At 66.8% G+C, this 17,968-nt stretch carries 17 protein-coding genes, 3 tRNA genes and 1 pseudogene; 7 read left to right on the top strand and 14 right to left on the bottom strand.

The features are described 5' to 3' along the window. Nucleotides 1–9: 9 nt before the first annotated feature. Complete coding sequence (rpoB, locus tag ACFQ27_RS07675) at nt 10–4,080, bottom strand: DNA-directed RNA polymerase subunit beta (RefSeq protein ID WP_374348521.1); 4,071 nt, start codon at nt 4,078–4,080, stop codon at nt 10–12. A 414-nt stretch (nt 4,081–4,494) separates the two neighbouring features. Between rpoB and ACFQ27_RS07670 the strand changes: the two genes are divergently transcribed. Both ACFQ27_RS07670 and ACFQ27_RS07665 read left to right on the top strand, forming a co-directional pair. After that, complete coding sequence (locus ACFQ27_RS07670; protein WP_377353174.1) at nt 4,495–4,767, top strand: usg protein; 273 nt, start codon at nt 4,495–4,497, stop codon at nt 4,765–4,767. Between the two features lie 47 nt (nt 4,768–4,814). Then, complete coding sequence (locus ACFQ27_RS07665; protein WP_377353173.1) at nt 4,815–6,041, top strand: serine hydrolase domain-containing protein; 1,227 nt, start codon at nt 4,815–4,817, stop codon at nt 6,039–6,041. A 63-nt stretch (nt 6,042–6,104) separates the two neighbouring features. On the opposite strand, the gene rplL is transcribed toward ACFQ27_RS07665, so the two are convergent. From rplL to ACFQ27_RS07645, 4 genes are all read right to left on the bottom strand, one after another. After that, nucleotides 6,105–6,488 (bottom strand): 50S ribosomal protein L7/L12, encoded by a 384-nt coding sequence (rplL, locus tag ACFQ27_RS07660; protein ID WP_374348530.1) that lies wholly within the window; start codon nt 6,486–6,488, stop codon nt 6,105–6,107. Nucleotides 6,489–6,533: 45 nt separating this feature from the next. Beyond that, nucleotides 6,534–7,049, bottom strand: a complete 516-nt coding sequence (rplJ, locus tag ACFQ27_RS07655) for a 50S ribosomal protein L10 (RefSeq protein WP_377353172.1) — start codon at nt 7,047–7,049, stop codon at nt 6,534–6,536. Nucleotides 7,050–7,410: 361 nt separating this feature from the next. After that, on the bottom strand, nt 7,411–8,235 hold the full coding sequence (locus ACFQ27_RS07650) for an enoyl-CoA hydratase-related protein (protein ID WP_377353171.1): 825 nt from the start codon (nt 8,233–8,235) through the stop codon (nt 7,411–7,413). 5 nt (nt 8,236–8,240) lie between these two features. Continuing rightward, nucleotides 8,241–9,437 (bottom strand): acetyl-CoA C-acetyltransferase, encoded by a 1,197-nt coding sequence (locus ACFQ27_RS07645; protein ID WP_374348536.1) that lies wholly within the window; start codon nt 9,435–9,437, stop codon nt 8,241–8,243. A 102-nt stretch (nt 9,438–9,539) separates the two neighbouring features. Here ACFQ27_RS07645 and ACFQ27_RS07640 point away from each other — a divergent pair, with 102 nt between their 5' ends. Beyond that, complete coding sequence (locus ACFQ27_RS07640; RefSeq protein ID WP_377353170.1) at nt 9,540–9,788, top strand: CopG family ribbon-helix-helix protein; 249 nt, start codon at nt 9,540–9,542, stop codon at nt 9,786–9,788. Next, nucleotides 9,785–10,060, top strand: a complete 276-nt coding sequence (locus ACFQ27_RS07635) for a type II toxin-antitoxin system RelE/ParE family toxin (protein WP_377353169.1) — start codon at nt 9,785–9,787, stop codon at nt 10,058–10,060. Before ACFQ27_RS07640 ends, ACFQ27_RS07635 begins: the two co-directional genes overlap by 4 nt. Before the next feature lie 72 nt (nt 10,061–10,132). Here ACFQ27_RS07635 and rplA read toward each other — a convergent pair whose 3' ends face one another. The 5 genes from rplA to ACFQ27_RS07610 all read right to left on the bottom strand — a co-directional run bounded on the left by rplA (nt 10,133) and on the right by ACFQ27_RS07610 (nt 12,460). Continuing rightward, nucleotides 10,133–10,822 (bottom strand): 50S ribosomal protein L1, encoded by a 690-nt coding sequence (gene rplA / locus ACFQ27_RS07630; protein ID WP_374348542.1) that lies wholly within the window; start codon nt 10,820–10,822, stop codon nt 10,133–10,135. 3 nt (nt 10,823–10,825) lie between these two features. Next, nucleotides 10,826–11,257: a 50S ribosomal protein L11 gene (gene rplK / locus ACFQ27_RS07625; RefSeq protein WP_374348544.1), complete on the bottom strand. Its 432-nt coding sequence runs from the start codon at nt 11,255–11,257 to the stop codon at nt 10,826–10,828. Between the two features lie 176 nt (nt 11,258–11,433). Beyond that, the gene (gene nusG / locus ACFQ27_RS07620) at nt 11,434–11,997 is read right to left on the bottom strand and encodes a transcription termination/antitermination protein NusG (protein WP_374348550.1); all 564 of its coding nucleotides are present in this window, start codon (nt 11,995–11,997) and stop codon (nt 11,434–11,436) included. Nucleotides 11,998–12,002: 5 nt separating this feature from the next. Further along, on the bottom strand, nt 12,003–12,314 hold the full coding sequence (gene secE / locus ACFQ27_RS07615) for a preprotein translocase subunit SecE (RefSeq protein WP_374348552.1): 312 nt from the start codon (nt 12,312–12,314) through the stop codon (nt 12,003–12,005). 70 nt (nt 12,315–12,384) lie between these two features. Beyond that, nucleotides 12,385–12,460: transfer RNA gene (locus ACFQ27_RS07610), tRNA-Trp, on the bottom strand. Between the two features lie 175 nt (nt 12,461–12,635). Here ACFQ27_RS07610 and ACFQ27_RS07605 point away from each other — a divergent pair. Then, nucleotides 12,636–12,827 carry a hypothetical protein gene (locus tag ACFQ27_RS07605; RefSeq protein WP_377353168.1) on the top strand — a complete coding sequence of 64 codons (192 nt, stop codon included), beginning with the start codon at nt 12,636–12,638 and terminating at the stop codon, nt 12,825–12,827. Here ACFQ27_RS07605 and ACFQ27_RS07600 read toward each other — a convergent pair. The 4 genes from ACFQ27_RS07600 to ACFQ27_RS07585 all read right to left on the bottom strand — a co-directional run bounded on the left by ACFQ27_RS07600 (nt 12,824) and on the right by ACFQ27_RS07585 (nt 16,469). Then, nucleotides 12,824–14,854, bottom strand: a complete 2,031-nt coding sequence (locus ACFQ27_RS07600; protein WP_377353167.1) for a DUF3857 domain-containing transglutaminase family protein — start codon at nt 14,852–14,854, stop codon at nt 12,824–12,826. The genes ACFQ27_RS07605 and ACFQ27_RS07600 overlap by 4 nt on opposite strands. A 185-nt stretch (nt 14,855–15,039) precedes the next feature. Then, entirely contained in the window at nt 15,040–16,230 is a 1,191-nt protein-coding gene (tuf, locus tag ACFQ27_RS07595) for an elongation factor Tu (RefSeq protein ID WP_377353166.1), read from the bottom strand. Between the two features lie 29 nt (nt 16,231–16,259). Continuing rightward, a tRNA-Gly gene (locus tag ACFQ27_RS07590) sits at nt 16,260–16,333 on the bottom strand. A 50-nt stretch (nt 16,334–16,383) separates the two neighbouring features. Then, nucleotides 16,384–16,469, bottom strand: a tRNA-Tyr gene (locus ACFQ27_RS07585). 163 nt (nt 16,470–16,632) lie between these two features. Here ACFQ27_RS07585 and rlmB point away from each other — a divergent pair. Beyond that, the gene (gene rlmB / locus ACFQ27_RS07580) at nt 16,633–17,346 is read left to right on the top strand and encodes a 23S rRNA (guanosine(2251)-2'-O)-methyltransferase RlmB (RefSeq protein WP_377353165.1); all 714 of its coding nucleotides are present in this window, start codon (nt 16,633–16,635) and stop codon (nt 17,344–17,346) included. Between the two features lie 268 nt (nt 17,347–17,614). Next, a pseudogene (locus ACFQ27_RS07575) lies at nt 17,615–17,968 on the top strand (hypothetical protein); the annotation flags it as partial.

Below are 17,968 nucleotides of genomic sequence, written 5' to 3'. Positions count from 1 at the left end.
AGACTTCCGTCAGCTGTTTTCCAGCTCCACGTTCAGGCCCAGGGAACGCATTTCCTTGACCAGCACGTTGAAGCTTTCCGGGATACCGGCCTCGAAGGTGTCGTCGCCACGGACGATGCTTTCGTAGACCTTGGTCCGGCCGGCCACGTCGTCCGACTTCACCGTCAGCATTTCCTGCAGGGTGTAGGCGGCGCCGTAGGCTTCCAGAGCCCACACTTCCATTTCCCCGAAGCGCTGACCGCCGAACTGCGCCTTACCACCCAGCGGCTGCTGGGTGACGAGGGAGTACGGACCGATCGAACGGGCGTGGATCTTGTCGTCAACCAGGTGGTGCAGCTTCAGCATGTAGATGTAGCCGACCGTGACCGGGCGCTTGAAGCGCTCGCCCGTCTGACCATCGTACAGGATCGACTGGCCGGACCGGTCGAGACCGGCCTCTTCCAGCAGGTTCTCGATGTCGTCGATGTGGGCGCCGTCGAAGACCGGGGTCGCGAAGGGCACGCCCTTGGACAGGTTGCGGGCCAGCTCGATGAGCTCTTCCTCGGTGTCCGGGAGTTCCTCGCTGGGCCCGTAGACGCCGCGCAGGTGATCAATGAGCGCCTGCTTCTGGCCGCCGTTCTGCCAGGCTTCCAGGGTCGCGGCGATCTGCTTGCCGAGGCCCGCCGACGCCCAACCCAGGTGGGTTTCGAAGATCTGACCGACGTTCATGCGCGAGGGCACGCCCAGCGGGTTCAGCACGATGTCGACGCTGGTGCCATCAGCCAGGTAGGGCATGTCCTCGATCGGCAGGATCTTGGAGATAACCCCCTTGTTGCCGTGACGGCCGGCCATCTTGTCGCCCGGCTGCAGCTTGCGCTTCACCGCCACGAACACCTTGACCATCTTCATCACGCCGGGCGGCAGTTCGTCGCCACGCTGCAGCTTGTCGACCTTGTCCTCGAAGCGGCGGTCCAGACGCTTGCGGGCCTCGTCGAACTGACGGCGCATGGCCTCCAGCTCGCCCATGGCCTTTTCGTCGTCGAGGGCGATCTGCCACCACAGGCCGGGCGCGATCTCTTCAAGCTTCTCCAGGCTGATCTCGCCGCGGCCCAGGCCCTTCGGACCCGAGACGGCGGTCTTGCCCACCAGCAGCTGACGCAGACGCGTGGTCATGTTGCGGTTCAGGATCGCGAACTCGTCGTCGCGGTCCTTGCCCAGGCGGTCGATTTCGGCCCGTTCAATGGCCAGGGCGCGTTCGTCCTTGTCCACGCCGTGACGGTTGAACACCCGGACTTCCACGATCGTGCCGGCGACGCCCGGGGGCAGACGCAGGGAGGTGTCGCGGACGTCGGAAGCCTTTTCGCCGAAGATGGCGCGCAGCAGCTTCTCTTCCGGGGTCATCGGGCTTTCGCCCTTCGGGGTCACCTTACCGACCAGGATGTCGCCGGGCATGACCTCGGCGCCGATGGCCACGATGCCGGCTTCGTCGAGGTTGCGCAGGGCTTCCTCGCCGACGTTCGGGATATCGCGGGTGATTTCTTCCGGGCCCAGCTTGGTGTCGCGGGCCATGACCTCGAACTCCTCGATGTGGATCGAGGTGAAGACGTCGTCACGCACGATGCGCTCGGAGATCAGGATCGAGTCTTCGAAGTTGTAGCCGTTCCAGGGCATGAACGCGACGAGGGCGTTGCGGCCCAGGGCCAGTTCGCCCAGCTCCGTCGACGGGCCGTCGGCGATGACGTCGCCGGCCCGGATCTTGTCGCCCACGCGGACCAGCGGACGCTGGTTGATGCAGGTCGAGGTGTTGGAGCGCTGGAACTTCTGCAGGCGGTAGATGTCGACGCCGGGCTTGGTCGGGTCGGTCTCTTCCGAAGCGTGCACGACGATACGGGTGCCGTCGATCTGCTCGACGACGCCCGCGCGGCGGGCGACGACCACGGCGCCGGAGTCCCGGGCCACGACCGCTTCCATGCCGGTGCCGACCAGCGGCGCATCCGATTGGATGAGCGGCACGGCCTGCTTCTGCATGTTCGAGCCCATGAGGGCGCGGTTGGCGTCATCGTTTTCCAGGAACGGGATCAGCGAGGCGGCCACCGAGACGACCTGCTTCGGCGACACGTCCATCAGGTCCACGTCGGCGCGCGGCAGCAGCGAGGGTTCGCCGTTGATCCGGCCGGGGACGAGGTCTTCGACGATCTCGCCCTTCTCCAGCTTGATGTTGGCCTGGGCGATGACGTGCTTCGCTTCTTCCATGGCCGACATGTAGACCACCTCGTCGGTGATCTGGCCGTCCTTCACCCGGCGGTACGGGCTTTCGATGAAGCCGTACTTGTTGACCACGGCGTGGGTGGCCAGCGAGTTGATCAGGCCGATGTTCGGGCCTTCCGGCGTCTCAATCGGGCAGATCCGGCCGTAGTGGGTCGGGTGCACGTCGCGGACTTCGAAGCCGGCGCGCTCGCGGGTAAGACCGCCCGGGCCAAGCGCCGACAGGCGGCGCTTGTGGGTGATTTCCGACAGCGGGTTGGTCTGGTCCATGAACTGCGACAGCTGCGAGGAGCCGAAGAATTCGCGGACCGCGGCGGCGGCCGGCTTGGCGTTGATCAGGTCATGCGGCATGACCGTGTCGATATCGACGGAGCTCATGCGCTCCTTGATCGCCCGCTCCATGCGCAGCAGGCCGACGCGGTACTGGTTTTCCAGCAGTTCGCCCACCGAGCGGACCCGGCGGTTGCCGAGGTTGTCGATGTCGTCGATTTCGCCGCGGCCGTCGCGCAGGCCGACCAGGGTCTTGAGGACCGCCAGCACGTCGTCCTTGCGGATGACGCGGACATCGTCCGGGCAGTCCAGCTCCAGGCGCATGTTCATCTTCACGCGGCCGACCGAGGACAGGTCGTAGCGTTCGGAATCGAAGAACAGCGACTTGAACATGGCTTCCGCCGCCTCGACGGTCGGGGGCTCGCCCGGACGCATCACGCGGTAGATGTCGAACAGCGCGTCCTCGCGGGCGGTGTTCTTGTCGATGCGCAGGGTGTTGCGCATGTAGGCGCCCATGGTCACCTCATCGACGTCCAGGACGTCGAGGACCGTGAAGCCTTGCTCTTCCAGGGACGTCAGCAGGGTGGCGTCCAGCTCGTCACCGGCTTCGGCGTAGATTTCGCCGGTCTGGAAGTTGACCAGGTCGCGGGCCAGGTACTTGCCGGTCAGGGCCTCGGGGGCCAGCAGCAGGGTCTTCAGACCGGCGTCGGCGAACTTCTTGGCGTTACGAGCCGAGATCTTCTGGCCGGCGGGAGCGACTTCCTCACCCGTATCGGCGTCGATCAGGGCGAACTCCGGCTTCACGCCGCGCCAGCGTTCCGGCTTGTAGGCCGTGGCCCAGCCGCCTTCGCGCTTCTCGAAGGAGACGGTCTCGTAGAACGTGCCGAGGATTTCCTCGCCGTCCATGCCGAGCGCCATCAGGAAGGTGGTGGCGGGCAGCTTCCGGCGGCGGTCGATACGGACATAGACAATGTCCTTGGCGTCGAACTCGAAGTCCAGCCAGGAGCCGCGATAGGGGATCACGCGGGCGGCGAACAGCAGCTTGCCCGAGGCGTGGGTCTTGCCCTTGTCGTGGTCGAAGAACACGCCCGGCGAGCGGTGCATCTGCGAGACGATGACGCGCTGGGTGCCGTTGACGATGAAGGTGCCCTTGTCCGTCATGAGCGGGATGTCGCCCATGTAGACGTCCTGCTCCTTGATGTCCTTCACGGAGCGGGCGCCGGTCTCTTCGTCGGTTTCGAACACGATGAGACGCAGCTTGACCTTCAGCGGCGCGGCGAAGGTCATGTCGCGCTGGACGCATTCCTCGACGTCGTACTTCGGCTCCTCGAACTCGTAGGAGACGTATTCGAGCACGGCGCGCTCGTTGAAGTCCTTGATCGGGAAGACGGACTTGAAGACCGCCTCGATCCCCTCGTCACGACGTTCGCCGGCGCGGACTTCGCGCTGCAGGAACTGTTCGTAGGAGGAGCGCTGAACCTCGATCAGGTTCGGCATCTGCACGGCTTCGGGGATGCGGCCGAAAGAGTAACGGATCCGCTTCTTTCCAGTGAAGGACTGCGCCATTGTGTTCCCTTGATCGACGCCCGGAACGGTTTCCGCGCGTCAGGTCTTTATTCCTGCGTCCACCCTCGAACGCTCCCCTTGGGGAACGCCGGACGCTGGAAGCCCCCTTTTCGCCGGGGGCGTTCCCTCGCATGGCCGGAGGGTAGCGGGCCATGCCTCGGAACGTGGGCGCGCGACAGACTCGCGTCTGAGACGAATCGGAATTTCGCGAAGCAGCCGAAATAGGCGCTTTGCGCGCTTTAGGGAAGCCCCTAGTCCCCAGAAAATGCGCCCCTGCCCGGCCCTCTGGCGCCGCACCCTGGCAGCAGCCACCCACGATGAGCGCTAACACACTGACTATCTTGACGTTTTTACGGCTTCACCGTGAACATTCGACTCGTGGCGCGGCGAGACCGGCCAGAAAGGAGCGAACCCATGAAGGTGTCGCCAGAGTTCGAGCTGCAGATCCAGGGCTATGGCCTGACCACCGCAGAGATTCTGTACCGGCTGCCGGACCACCCGGCCCTGCTGCAGAGCTATATCTGGCAGGAGTACGATCTGTTCCCGAAGTTTCCGAACCTGAGGAAGTTCCTGGATTTCTGGAGCCACAAGCTGGACGGGGTGCTGCATACGGTCACGGTAGCCCACAACCGGCTGATCAAGCCCGCCGAGTTCAAGGCGGTTGATGGGGTGTTCCGCCTGAACTAAGGCGCCCTGGGGCTGGCCTTCCGCTAAGGCCCGTGGGAGCCTGGGCCATGACGCCCCTGTCCCGCCGCACCGCCCTCGCCCTCCTGGCCGCCGGACTGGCGCGGCCGACCCTGGCGGCGGACAGCGCGCTTGCCGACATGGCCTGCGCCGGCCTGATCACCGTGCGGCCTGACGGTGCGGAGCAGACCCTGCTGCGGGGGCCCGAGCCCTTCGACCTGGACCGGCCGTTCCGGGTGGCCTCGGTCTCCAAGATGATCGCGGCGGCGGTGTTCATGACCCACGCCTTGGAGACGCGCCTCGACCTCGACGCTGATGTATCCCCCTGGCTGGGGTTCAGGCTGCGGCATCCCGCCTGGCCGGACCGGGTGATCAGCGCGCGCCTGCTGCTGTCCCATCGCAGCGGCCTACGCAACGGGCCGAGCTATCCGGTTCCCCTGGGCCATGATCTGGCCGAGGCCTTCCAGCCGGGCGGCCGGCACTGGGACGACGGCGGCTGGTTCGGTCCGGCGGACAAGTCGCCGGGCGAGTGGTTCGCCTATGCCGACGTGAACTTCGCCCTGCTCGCCCAGATCCTGGAGGCCCGCACCGGCGAGCGCTTCGACCTTTATATGCGGCGCCGGCTGTTTGCGCCGCTCAGCCTGGAGATCGGCTACAACTGGAGCGGCGTCGGCCAGGCCCGCCGGGACCGGGCCATGCCGGGCCTTCGCCGCCAGAACGGACGCTGGGTTCCGCAAGTTGATGCGAGCCCTCCGCCCGCGCCAGACGTCGCAGTCGTCCGTACGCCGGGCGCGCCGTCCCTGGAAGCCTATCGTCTGGGCTCCAACGGCTTCCTGTTCTCGCCGCAAGGCGGCTTGCGCCTGTCGGTCCGGGACCTCTCCCGGCTGGGCCGGATGTTCGTGCGCGGCGGAGAGGGCGTGTTGCCGCGCCGCGCGATCGAACTAATGCAACGCCCCGTCTGGGCCTACACACCGACGACCGCCAACGGCGAAACGGACGGGGTATTCCAGGGCTATGGCCTGGGCGTGGAGCGCCCGCGCGGGGCTGCGGGACCGCAGGGCGATGACTTCTTCGGACCCGGATCGGCGCGCTGGGCGGGCCATCTGGGCGACGCCTATGGCTGGATGTCCGGGCTGTTCTGGAACCGCGACAGCGGCGCAATCCTGGCCTGGGCTCTGAACGGCATGCCGGAGACGGCGCGCCCACCCTCCTCCACCTCGAGCCTGACCGCGCCGGAGGCCGAGCTCGTGGGCCTTGGCCTGGCCCTGCTGGAATAGAAAACGGGCCCGGAGGTCTCCCTCCGGGCCCGCCCGAAAAGACGCGGATGCCGCGCCGCCAGATTACTTGATCTGGACGGTGGCGCCGGCTTCTTCCAGCTTCTTCTTGACTTCTTCGGCTTGCTGCTTGGAGACGTTCTCGACGACGTTCTGCGGAGCGCCTTCGACCAGGTCCTTGGCTTCCTTCAGGCCGAGGTCCGGACGGACGCCGCGGACTTCCTTGATCACGTTGATCTTCTTGTCGCCACCGGCGGTCAGAACAACGGTGAACTCGGTTTGCTCTTCGGCGGCTTCGGCCGGAGCAGCGGCGGCGCCGCCAACGGCGGCCACGGCCACCGGAGCAGCGGCGGAGACGCCCCACTTTTCTTCGAGCAGCTTGGACAGCTCAGCGGCTTCCAGCACGGTCAGGGCGGAGAGGTCTTCAACCAGCTTTTCGAGCTTGGACATTGGGTTGGTTCCTTAGAGAGGTTTTGTTGTGTCGGAAGATGACGATCAGGCGGCGTCTTTGTTGGCGTAAGCGCCAAAGACACGCGCGAGCTGACCCGCCGGCGCCTGCAGAACACCCGCGACCTTGGTCGCCGGGGCCTGGATGAGGCCGATGAGCTTGCCACGGAGCTGATCCAGCGAAGGCAGGGTCGCCAGAGCGCCCACGCCAGCCTTGTCCAGCACCTGCTGGCCCATGAAGCCGCCAATGATGGAGAGCTTGTCGTTCTCCTTGGCGTACTGGGCCACGACCTTGGCGGCGGAAACAGGATCCGGCGCGAAAGCGATGGCGACAGGACCGGTGAAGAGGGCGTCGCCCGCCTCGCCGATCGAACCGTCCAGAGCCTTCTGGGCCAGGGTGTTCTTCACCACCTTCAGCTGGGCGCCTTCCTTGCGGAGGCGGCCCCGAAGATCGGTCATTTCCGCAACGGTCAGACCCAGGTTGTGGGTCACGACCACGGCGCCGGCGTCGGCGAAGACGCCCTTAAGCGTCTCGATCGACTCCTGCTTTTGAGCGCGGTCCATTGCGGTCTCCATACTCAGGTCCGGCCCCGGGACGATTCCCGAGACCGCAAAACGATCCCGCGCGGAGGGAGCCCCCACGTGTGATCGGCCTGTCCTTTGAGAGAAGTCGCAGTCTCCACGCCGCAAGCCGAGGCCTGGCGGAGAAACCTCATCTTCCCGTCTCCCCACGATCGAGGAAGGGCTCTTCCTCGGATTATGGCTCCCGGTGACCCCGGGGTCCTCGCAGTTCTTGGACAGGATGGAGGCCCTAAGGCCCCCAACCCGCCGCCCCAGGCGGGGCGACGAAACTCTAGAAGGCGCGGCCTTTACACGGGAACGGACAGGATTTCAACGCCCCTCCCCGCTTCCGACATTGTGCGGCTCAGCCGGTCCAGTTCGCCGGGCGCTTCTCGCCCCAGGCCTTGATCCCCTCGCGATAGTCCGGGGCCTTGATCATCTCTTCCAGCAGGGCCTCGGCCGCGCGGACGGAATTGGCGGCGTCCCGGTGCAGGTCGCGATAGATCTGGCGCTTGGTCTCGCGCGCGGAGCCCGGCGCGACACCAACGGCCAGGGTCTTGGCGTAGGTCATGACCTCGCCCATCAGGTCGCCCGGCGCCACGAGGCGGTTCAGGAAGCCCATGGCCATCGCCTCTTCCGAGGTGAAGACCCGGCTGGACAGCAGGATGTCGTTGGCGTGGCTGAGCCCCACGATGCGCGGCAGCACCCAGGACAGGCCGAACTCGGCGGGGAAGTTGAAGCGGCCGTGCGCCGCCGTGAACTTGGCACCCGTCACCGCAAACCGCAGGTCCGCGAAGGCCGCGAGCACCAGGCCGACGCCGGCGGCCGCGCCGTTGATGGCGGCGATGATCGGTTTGCCGACCCCGAAATGGTAGGCGAAGGTGGCGTCGAAGGCTGGATCGACGCCGTAGCCGGGATTGGCGATGTCCTGCGGCGTACCGGGGTCATAGCGCCCCTTCTCCGCATGGCCGTCCAGGGCGCCAAGGTCAGCGCCGGCGCAGAAAGCCTGGCCCTCGGGATCGCCGGTGACCACGATCACCCGGACAGACGGATCCTTGTCCGCCTGATCCAGGATCCAGCGGTACTCGGTATGCATCCGGCCGGTCCAGGCGTTGCGCCGCTTGGGCCGGGCCAGGGTGACGACGGCCACCCCCTCGTCGATTTCGTAGCGGGTGGCCTTCAGCTCCATCGCGGTCAGGCCCGTTCGAAGATCGCCGCGATGCCTTGGCCGCCGCCGATGCACATGGTCTCCAGGCCGTACTTGCCGTCGCGACGCTTCAGTTCGCGCAGCAGGTTGGCGAGGATCCGGCCGCCGGTGGCGCCGATGGGGTGACCCAGGCTGATGCCCGAACCGTTGACGTTGAGCTGGTCGCGCTCGTCCCAGCCCCAACCTTTGAGCACCGCCAGCACCTGGGGCGCGAAGGCTTCGTTCAGCTCGACGAGATCGATGTCCTTCCAGCCCAGGCCGGTGCGCTCGAACAGGCGCTTCACGGCCGGAACCGGGCCGATGCCCATGCGCGACGGATCGCAGCCGGCGGCGGCCCAGGAGACGAACCAGCCCATGGGGTCCAGGTTCAGCTCGGCCAGCTTGTCCTCGGCGACCACCAGGCAGGCGGCGGCGGCGTCGTTCTGCTGGCTGGCGTTGCCGGCCGTGACCACGCCATCCTTCTCGATGGCGCGCAGCTTGCCCAGGCTCTCGGCCGTGGCGTCGGCGCGCACGCCCTCGTCCTTGGCGAAGATGATCGGATCGCCCTTCTTCTGGGGCACGGAGACCGGCACCAGCTCGTCGTCGAACTTGCCCTCGGCCCAGGCCTTGGCGGCGCGCTGGTGGCTCATGGCCGCGTATTCGTCACAGGCCTCGCGGCTGATGTTGTAGTCGCGGGCCAGGTTGTCGGCGGTCTCGATCATGCCGGAGATGACGCCAAAGCGGCTGATCGGCTGGCTCATCACCCGGCCGCGGGCCAGACGGTCATGCATGGTCACCGAGCCGGCGCGGGCGCCGTTGCGCATGTCGAGGGAGTAGTACTCGACATTGCTCATGCTCTCGACGCCGCCGGCGATGACCACGTCGGCCACGCCGGTCTGGACCATCATCGCGGCGTCGATCACCGCCTGCAGGCCCGAACCACAGCGGCGGTCGAGCTGGTAGCCGGGGATTTCAATGGGGAAGCCGGCGGCCAGGGCCGACCAGCGGGCGATGCAGGGCGCCTCGCCATTGCCGTAGCCCTGGGCGAAGACCACGTCGTCCACCCGAGCGGGATCCAGGCCGGTGCGCTCCACCAGGGCCTTGAGGATCACCGCGCCGAGGTCGCCCGCCGTCATGCTGGCCAGCGAGCCCTGGAACTTGCCCACGGCGGTGCGGATGGGGCTGACGATGGCGACGCGTCTCATGGGCGGCTTCCTCTGAAGATTTTCATCGTCAGTGAAGTCCGCCGCGCCTTCGGTCAAGTCGCCGGTATTGGCGGGGAGCGCACGCCGGGTTAGCCTTTCCGCATGGCTGGCGATCTTGCGATCCGACTGACACCTGCGGAAGAGGCGCAACTCGACGCCCTTGCCAAATCACGCGCCCAGAGCCCGTCGGAACTCGCCCTCGAAGCGGTTCGTGATGTTCTGCGCTTTGACACAGCGTTCCGGGAAGCCGTGGAACAGGGCCTCGCGGCAGTGGCGGAAGGCGATGTCCTGCCGTTCGACGACGTCGAGCTCGGCCTTCGGGACTACATGGCGGGCAAGTCCGCCTCTTGAAGGTCCTGATCTCAGGGCCGGCACAATCCGACCTTCGGGCGGCGTTCGAATTCCTGCGTGAGCACAATCCGCGCACGGCCTTCGCGCAGATGGACGACCTGCTTGCGACGATACGCGGCCTGGAGGACCTCTCGGCGCGGGGCCGCCTCGGACGTATCGCGGGAACGCGCGAGCTCGTGGCCCGCACCGGGCACGTCATCGCCTACCTGCTGCGCGCGGACGCTGTGGTGATCCTGCGTATCCGTCACGGCCGGCAGGACTGGCCAGCCTGAAGTGACCCGGGAAACGAGAAAGGGCGCGACGTCGCCGTCGCGCCCCTCCGATAGTCCGTCAGATCAGAAAGATCAGACGCCGACCGAGCCGGTGTCGACCTTGAAGCCCGGGCCCATGGTGGACGAGAGGCTGATCTTCTTGATGTAGGTGCCCTTGGCGCCCGTCGGCTTGGCCTTGTTCAGGGCGTCGACCAGGGCGCGCACGTTGGCCAGCAGGGCGTCTTCGGTGAAGCTCGCCTTGCCAATGCCGGCGTGGATGATGCCGGTCTTCTCGGTGCGGAACTCGATGGCGCCGCCCTTGGCGTCCTTCACGGCCTGGGCCACGTTCGGCGTCACGGTGCCGACGCGCGGGTTCGGCATCAGGCCGCGCGGGCCGAGCACCTTACCCAGACGACCGACGAGGGCCATCATGTCGGGGGTGGCGATCACGCGGTCGAAGTCCATGAAGCCGCCCTGGATGCGCTCGACCAAGTCCTCAGCACCGACGACGTCGGCGCCCGCGGCCTGGGCTTCGGCAGCCTTGGCGTCCTTGGCGATGACGGCGACGCGGACGTCACGGCCGGTGCCCGAGGGCAGGCTCACGACGCCACGGACCTGCTGGTCGGCGTGACGCGGGTCGACGCCCAGGTTGACGGCGATTTCGATCGACTCGTCGAACTTGGCCGTGGCGTTGGCCTTCACGAGCTTGACGGCGTCTTCGACCTTGTGGCTCGCGGAGCGATCACCGGTGAAGGTTTGGGCGCGCTTGGGTTGCTTAGCCATGTCTTAGGCCTCCACGATCTGCAGGCCCATCGAGCGCGCGGAGCCCTCGATGATCTTGGTGGCGGCTTCAACGTCGTTGGCGTTGAGGTCCTTCATCTTCTTTTCCGCGATCTCGCGCAGCTGAGCTTGCGTGATCTTGCCGGCCACTTCGCGGCCCGGCTTGTTCGAGCCGGACTTCAGGCCGAGGGCTTCCTTGATGAAGTGGGTCGCCGGCGGGGTCTTGGTGATGAAGGTGAAGGACTTGTCCTGATAGACGGTGATGACCGTCGGCAGGGGGGTGCCCTTCGGCTCCTTCTCGGTGCGGGCGTTGAACTCCTTGCAGAAGCCCATGATGTTGACGCCGCGCTGGCCGAGCGCCGGCCCGATGGGCGGCGAAGGCGTGGCGGAGCCCGCGGGCACCTGCAACTTGATGTAGCCCAGAATCTTCTTGGCCATGTTTGCTCCTGATGACCGGAGAACCGGTCGGTTTGAGCCGTGGTCCGGAGTGGCGCTCCTCCCACGGATTTAGGCCGCGCAAGCCAATGGCCCACCCGGCGAAGGGCGCGCTCTTAGCAGGGCGCGGACGCGATCACAAGCTTTGCAGAGCTTGTACTTCCTGCCCCCCAGAGGGATCAGGCGGTCTTTTCGACTTGGCCGTACTCGAGCTCGACCGGGGTCGCGCGGCCGAAGATCGAGACGGTGACGCGCAGGCGGGCGCGTTCTTCGTCGACCTGCTCGACCGAGCCGTTGAAGCTCGCGAACGGGCCGTCGGTGACGCGGACCTGCTCCCCGATCTCGAAGGAGATGGTGGGCTTCGGACGCTCGACACCCTCTTCGATGGCGCCGATGATGCGAGCCACCTCCTTTTCGGAGACCGGCATCGGCTTGGAGCCGGAGCCCAGGAAGCCGGTGACCTTCGGGGTGTTCTTGATGAGGTGGTAGGCCTCGTCGGTGAGCTCCATCTTCACCAGCACATAGCCGGGGAAGAACTTGCGCTCGGCGTTCACCTTGCGACCGCGGCGGATTTCGACGACGTCCTCAGTGGGCACCAGGATGTCGGAGAAGTTCTCGGCCAGGCCCTGCTGGGCGGCCTGCTCACGGATCGATTCCGCGACCTTCTTCTCGAAGTTCGAGTAGGCGTGGACGATGTACCACTTGTGCCGCGGGTTGGACTGCGCGTTGGTCTCGGCGTTCATTTCTCTTATCCCGCCTTCGCGAGTTTCAGGACCAGGCCGATCAGGAAGCTGATCAGCGCATCAGCGCCGAACAGGAAGGCCGAAGCCATCACCACCATGATGCCGACCATCACCGAGGTGATCCAGGTCTCCTTGCGGCTCGTCCAGGTGATCTTGCGCGCCTCGGCGCGGACTTCACGGGCGAACTGGGCGGGGCTGGTGCGCTTCTTGGGCTTTTCCGCCGGCTGAGCCAGTGCGGACGCCGGCGCGATCGCCGCGGCCGTCTTGGCGGCGCGGTTCTTCATCGCTTGCGGCGTGGAACCCGGTTTCCTGGCCATCGAGGCGTCTCGACACTCTTCTATAGGGGCGGCGGCTGATCCGCGCCCGGGGATCTACATAAGCATGAAATGGCAGGAGTGGAGGGACTCGAACCCCCGGCCCTCGGTTTTGGAGACCGATGCTCTACCAGCTGAGCTACACTCCTACGCGACCGTCCCTTTCGGGCTGGCCTCCGACAGACAATCGATACGTCGGATCGCTTTCCGGCGCATCGGCTCATCGCCGGAGCCGCGCGGTTTAGCAGCGAGCCCCCGCCTGAGCAAGACCCGCGCGGGGATCGATTGCCGCGCCTGCAGCGTTTCCGCAAACCGGAGGACGCCATGACCCAAGCCCGACGCCGCGGCGACCTTGCCCGCAACAGGGACGAGGACCTGAAGCCCGCCGATCCGCCCCGTCCGGCGACCGAGCCGCCAGGCGCCGAAGGCTCGTCCCGAACCCCGAAGACCATGACGGATCCGGCCACCGGCGAACCCGCGAAGTCCCCTCCCCGCCCCAACGGCGCGGCCCCTTAGAGCACCAGGTTCACGAGCTTCGACACGAGCCAGAGCGCCATGAGCGCCAGCACACCGACGCGCCAGGCCCGAGCCGCGGATCCGCGCCGGCCCCACGACCGAACCAGGTCGGCGCGCACTGGCTGGCGCAGGAAGAGCTCGGCGCTCGCCAGGCTCTGCTCCCGAAACTTGGCGTAGGCGGCCGCCTCATCCGGCCGCACCAGGCCCCGATCCAGGCTCAAGGCCTGTTCAAGGCGCAGGCTTGTGCCTCGCGAATCCAGAATCACCAGGCGCGAGACCGATTTCCACGGCCCCTTCTGCACCACCGCTTCCCACGCGCTGGCCCGGGAGGACACAGGCAGGTGGATCTCAGTGCGGCTTCGCATGCGCAAGGCCTCGCCCAGATGCGCCGGCAGGCGTCGCGCCTGGGCCAACAAGCTCGGCAGGCTCGGGCCGAAGAGGTCGTCGACTGTGGCGAACTCGGCGTGTGTCGAGGCCGCGTCGATCCGCCAGACCGGCTTCACCACATAGGTCTCGACCGTCGTCAGCAGGTTGGCGTCAAGATCGTCGCGGACCTCCAGGGGCTCGGCGGACAGGACCGGGCCGACCCGATGGTCCGTATGGTCCCTGAACGCCCGCGCCACCGATGCGGAGCCAGCCGCGAGGCGGCGTCGCATGATATCCGCCCGCCGCCCGGCATGGACCGTCTCGACCCGCATCTTGGCGGCGCCGGACACGGTCTGGGGCAGGTCATAGACTGTATAGATGCTGAGGACGTCCTCGATCGGCCCCTCACCCATGTGTTCGAGCCGGCTCACAGGGACCAGCGGCAAGGCCCAGCCGTATCGAGGCTGATGGAGGACCTCCAGGCGTCCGCCCTGCGGGAACGCCGTGGGATCGACCCAATAGCGCCGACCGCTCAGCTTCAGGCCGACCACGCAGTGATCGAAGGCGGCGAGGCTTGGCGGCTCCGTCTCCAGGCTCTCGCCTCGCACGGTGTTGACCAGCACCGGCTCGGCGGCGACCCCGAGGTGGTGGAGGATGCACACCAGCAGGCGGGCGGCGTCCTTGCAGTCGCCCGTCCGCGTCGCCCAGATTTCCTGGACCGGGCGCGGCGCAAAGCCCCCTGCGCCAAGATGGTCGGCCTGATAGCGCAGGCTGCTCTGAACCAGGCGCAGCGCCGCAACGATGCGGTCCCCGGCCGAGCCTCGCCGCGTCCTAAGCCCCGCCACCTGGGCCATCAGGTCGGCCGGCAAGGGTTCGAGGGCGTAGCCGGGACGGAAGCGGTCGGCGACCTGGGACCAGGCGCAGTCCTCCGCCAACCTGACCGCGGCGTGCTGACGGATCCACTCTGGCGCCAGGGGCTCGGGGGAGACGGCGGGCGTAGCACAGGTTCGCCAGGTCCAGGTCCGCAGCCCCTCGGCCGTGAGCTCAACGCGCGGCGCAGGCGCCTCATTCCAGGCGCGCACCGTGAAACGGCGCTCGGCGGGCGCCATGACCCGCACCCGGGTCTCACCGACCCAGCGCATCCAGCTGAGCGGCCACTCGGCGCAGAACAGGTCGGCCAGCATCGGGTGGACGCCCTCGACGCTGTAGCAAAGGTCAACGACATCGCCGACCCGGACGTCCGGGATCGACAGATGCGCCGTCAGCCGACCGTCGAACACGGCGCGCTCCAGGTCCTGCTCACGCCTCAGGAGCTGAAGCCCTTGCTGGGCGTCGACCTCTATCGCCTCCCCCGCCCGCAGGATCCGCACATGGTGCAGGACAAGTCGCTGGAACGACGGCTCGAAATCAATGCTGACCTGGCCGGCGGGGGTCAGGCCATCCGGACTGGTGACTTCATTGACCGTGCGGGACAGCCAGGTCTGGGATCCTTGTCCCAGGTGAACCTGAGTGTCGTAGAGCCAGGCGCAAAGCCCCTCATCGATCTGCTCGGCCGCGGGAGGCGTAGGCCGCGAGAACGCGGGCGCTTCGGCCCACGACGGCAAGGCGTCGAAACTCACGACCGACGGATTCCCCGTCGGCGGCGCCAGGCTATCGATCACGTCGTCCCCCAATACGCCCACGCCAGGGCGTCCCCAGGAGTTACCCGCAACCCTGAGCAGATTCAACGGCGGCGCGCGCCTAGACTGCGTTCGACCCAAACAAGAAAAGGCCGCCCAGGATGTCCTGGGCGGCCTGATCTTTGAGTGCGTGGTCCGGCCCGCCGAAGCGGGCCGAGCCGTCGAGATTACTCGACGATCTTGGAGACGACGCCGGCGCCGACGGTGCGGCCGCCTTCGCGGATGGCGAAGCGCAGGCCCTGGTCCATGGCGATCGGGGTGATCAGCTCGACGTCCAGCTCGGCGTTGTCGCCGGGCATGATCATCTCAACGCCTTCCTTCAGCTTGATGATCCCGGTCACGTCCGTGGTCCGGAAGTAGAACTGCGGACGGTAGTTGGTGAAGAACGGGGTGTGACGGCCGCCTTCTTCCTTGGTCAGGATATAGGCTTCAGCCACGAACTTGGTGTGCGGGGTGATGGAGCCCGGCTTGCACAGCACCTGGCCGCGCTCGACGTCTTCACGCTTGGTGCCGCGCAGCAGCACGCCAACGTTGTCGCCGGCCTGACCTTGGTCCAGCAGCTTGCGGAACATTTCGACGCCCGTGCAGGTCGTCTTCTGAACCGGACGGATGCCGACGATTTCGACTTCTTCGCCGACCTTCACCACGCCCTTTTCGATACGGCCGGTCACCACGGTGCCGCGACCCGAGATCGAGAACACGTCTTCCACCGGCATCAGGAACGGCAGGTCCACCGGACGCTCCGGCTGCGGGATGTAGGTGTCGACCGCGGTCATCAGCTCGAGGATCGCGTCTTCGCCGATCGGCGCGTCACGACCTTCAACCGCCGCCAGGGCCGAGCCCTTCACGATCGGGATGTCGTCGCCCGGGAACTGGTAGGACGACAGAAGTTCGCGAACTTCCATCTCAACCAGGTCCAGCAGCTCGGCGTCGTCGACCATGTCGACCTTGTTCATGAACACCACCAGGGCCGGCACGCCGACCTGACGGGCGAGCAGGATGTGCTCGCGGGTCTGCGGCATCGGGCCGTCAGCGGCCGACACCACCAGGATCGCGCCGTCCATCTGCGCCGCGCCGGTGATCATGTTCTTCACGTAGTCGGCGTGCCCAGGGCAATCGACGTGAGCGTAGTGACGGTTCGCCGTCTCATATTCCACGTGCGCCGTGTTGATCGTGATCCCGCGGGCCTTTTCTTCCGGAGCCGCGTCGATGTCGGCGTAGTTCTTCGCCGTCGCGCCGCCGGTCTTCGCCAGCGTGATCGTGATCGCCGCCGTCAGCGTCGTCTTGCCGTGGTCAACGTGGCCAATCGTGCCGATGTTGCAGTGCGGCTTATTACGTTCAAACTTTTCTTTGGCCATGGGTTCCTGCCGGCGGGCTAGAGGGTTGTTGGAGCGGGTAGCGGGAATCGAACCCGCATCCTCAGCTTGGAAGGCTGCTGCACTACCATTGTGCTATACCCGCTTACGGGCGGTGCTCGGGCGAGCCCTCCTGGAAAATGCTGCTCCTGCGCGTGGTGGGGGAAGTAGGACTCGAACCTACGAAGGCTGACGCCAGGGGATTTACAGTCCCCCCCCTTTGCCACTCGGGACATTCCCCCAGCGCGCTTGGAGCCCTATCAAGGGCCGGCATTTCATTTCCGGCCCCGATTGGGAGGGCGTCTTATAGTGTCGTCGCATCACGAACGCAACGGACCCCGAAAGGGTTCTCGCAAAGCCCCTGCAAAGCCTTCGTTTGCAAGGCCTCAGGCCAAGCGGGACAACGTGTCCGACGACTGGTTGTGGGGCTGGCACGCGGTCGAAGCGGCCCTGTCCAACCCCAAAAGGCAGCCGCCAATGCGTCTGTTGGCGACCCCAGATCGGGCCCAGGAAATCGAGCAACGATTCGGCCGACCCAAGGCTCTGGAGGTGGTCGAGGGCGCCAGGATCGGCCAGTCCCTGCCTCCCGGCGCGGTGCACCAGGGGGTGGCGATGCGTATTCCCCCGCTTGAGGACTGGAGTCTGGAAGACTTCCAGCCCGGCCCCGGCGCAGTGCTCCTGATGCTGGACCAGGTCACCGATCCGCAGAATGTCGGCGCCATCCTGCGCTCGGCGGCCGCCTTCGGGGCTCAGGGCGTCATTCTGCAGGACCGCCACGCGCCGAAACTGACCGGCGCCCTGGCCAAGGCGGCGGTAGGCGCCGTGGACCGCATCCCCACCGCGCGGGTCACCAACCTGTCGCGGGCGATCGAGACCCTCACCGAGCGCGGCTGGCGCGCCGTCGGCCTGGCGGGTTCCGGACAGCGCACCCTGGATCAGGTGATGGACGGCTCGCCGGTGTTACTCATTATGGGCTCCGAAGGCGAAGGCCTCCGGCGGCTTGTGGCGGAGCACTGCGACGAGTTGGCGCGCATCGCAATGCCCGGCGGCTTCGAGAGCCTTAACGTTTCGGCCGCCGCCGCGGTGGCGCTCTATGAGGCGACCCGCGTTCGCTTGTAGGGCGAAATGGATATCCCCCGGCTCGATTCACCCTTTTGACTTCCGGCTCCACCGTGGTTTGTTGTGATCCTGACACCTTAACGGGCCAGATTGGCCTGGGATCTTCGCGATGGAATGGGGGCTTCCGATGGCGAGTGTGTTCAAGAGGTTGGCGTTTCAGGGGGCTGCGGCCGCCGCTCTGCTGACGGTCGCAGGGTGCAGCGGACCTGCGCCGCATGAACCGCCGCCGCCGCCGGACAGCTATAAGGCGTCGGATTCACCATCCTTGATGGGGGGCGCGCCGACGTCCGACAATTCCGGACTGGCCGGTGGCCCCGGGGCGTCGGCTACGACCTCGGCCAATCTGCCGCCGGCGGCGAACTCGAACCCCAAGTACGTGATGCGCCTCGTCACCTATCGTCGCGCCGACGGCGTGCTGGTGACGGCCATGCGGCCGATCAAGAACCCCGAGGATATGACCGCGGCGGAGCGTCGTCAGGTCTATGGCAACCGCTACGCGCCGCGGGCTCGGGTCACCGCCCATTCGCATTCGGCGTCCGCGCCGGCCAGCCACGCGGCCCCTGTGCGCGTGGCCGCCGCGCCTGCGGCCAAGCCCGCCTTCGCCGCCAAGCCCGTCGCGGTG

The organism is Phenylobacterium conjunctum, from assembly GCF_042679085.1.
Lineage (GTDB): Bacteria > Pseudomonadota > Alphaproteobacteria > Caulobacterales > Caulobacteraceae > Phenylobacterium > Phenylobacterium conjunctum.
Note: the sequence above shows the minus strand (reverse complement) of the source record. Positions and strands in the feature narration are given on the sequence as shown.

Coding starts and splice junctions, on each gene's coding strand:
- ACFQ27_RS07605 (WP_377353168.1), top strand. CDS start 12,636: ATGACCCAAGCCCGACGCCGCGGCGACCTTGCCCGCAACAGGGACGAG.
- ACFQ27_RS07645 (WP_374348536.1), bottom strand. CDS start 9,437: ATGAGACGCGTCGCCATCGTCAGCCCCATCCGCACCGCCGTGGGCAAG.
- ACFQ27_RS07665 (WP_377353173.1), top strand. CDS start 4,815: ATGACGCCCCTGTCCCGCCGCACCGCCCTCGCCCTCCTGGCCGCCGGA.
- rplA (WP_374348542.1), bottom strand. CDS start 10,822: ATGGCTAAGCAACCCAAGCGCGCCCAAACCTTCACCGGTGATCGCTCC.
- rplL (WP_374348530.1), bottom strand. CDS start 6,488: ATGTCCAAGCTCGAAAAGCTGGTTGAAGACCTCTCCGCCCTGACCGTG.
- rplJ (WP_377353172.1), bottom strand. CDS start 7,049: ATGGACCGCGCTCAAAAGCAGGAGTCGATCGAGACGCTTAAGGGCGTC.
- ACFQ27_RS07650 (WP_377353171.1), bottom strand. CDS start 8,235: ATGGAGCTGAAGGCCACCCGCTACGAAATCGACGAGGGGGTGGCCGTC.
- ACFQ27_RS07670 (WP_377353174.1), top strand. CDS start 4,495: ATGAAGGTGTCGCCAGAGTTCGAGCTGCAGATCCAGGGCTATGGCCTG.
- nusG (WP_374348550.1), bottom strand. CDS start 11,997: ATGAACGCCGAGACCAACGCGCAGTCCAACCCGCGGCACAAGTGGTAC.
- rpoB (WP_374348521.1), bottom strand. CDS start 4,080: ATGGCGCAGTCCTTCACTGGAAAGAAGCGGATCCGTTACTCTTTCGGC.
- ACFQ27_RS07640 (WP_377353170.1), top strand. CDS start 9,540: ATGGCTGGCGATCTTGCGATCCGACTGACACCTGCGGAAGAGGCGCAA.
- secE (WP_374348552.1), bottom strand. CDS start 12,314: ATGGCCAGGAAACCGGGTTCCACGCCGCAAGCGATGAAGAACCGCGCC.
- tuf (WP_377353166.1), bottom strand. CDS start 16,230: ATGGCCAAAGAAAAGTTTGAACGTAATAAGCCGCACTGCAACATCGGC.
- rplK (WP_374348544.1), bottom strand. CDS start 11,257: ATGGCCAAGAAGATTCTGGGCTACATCAAGTTGCAGGTGCCCGCGGGC.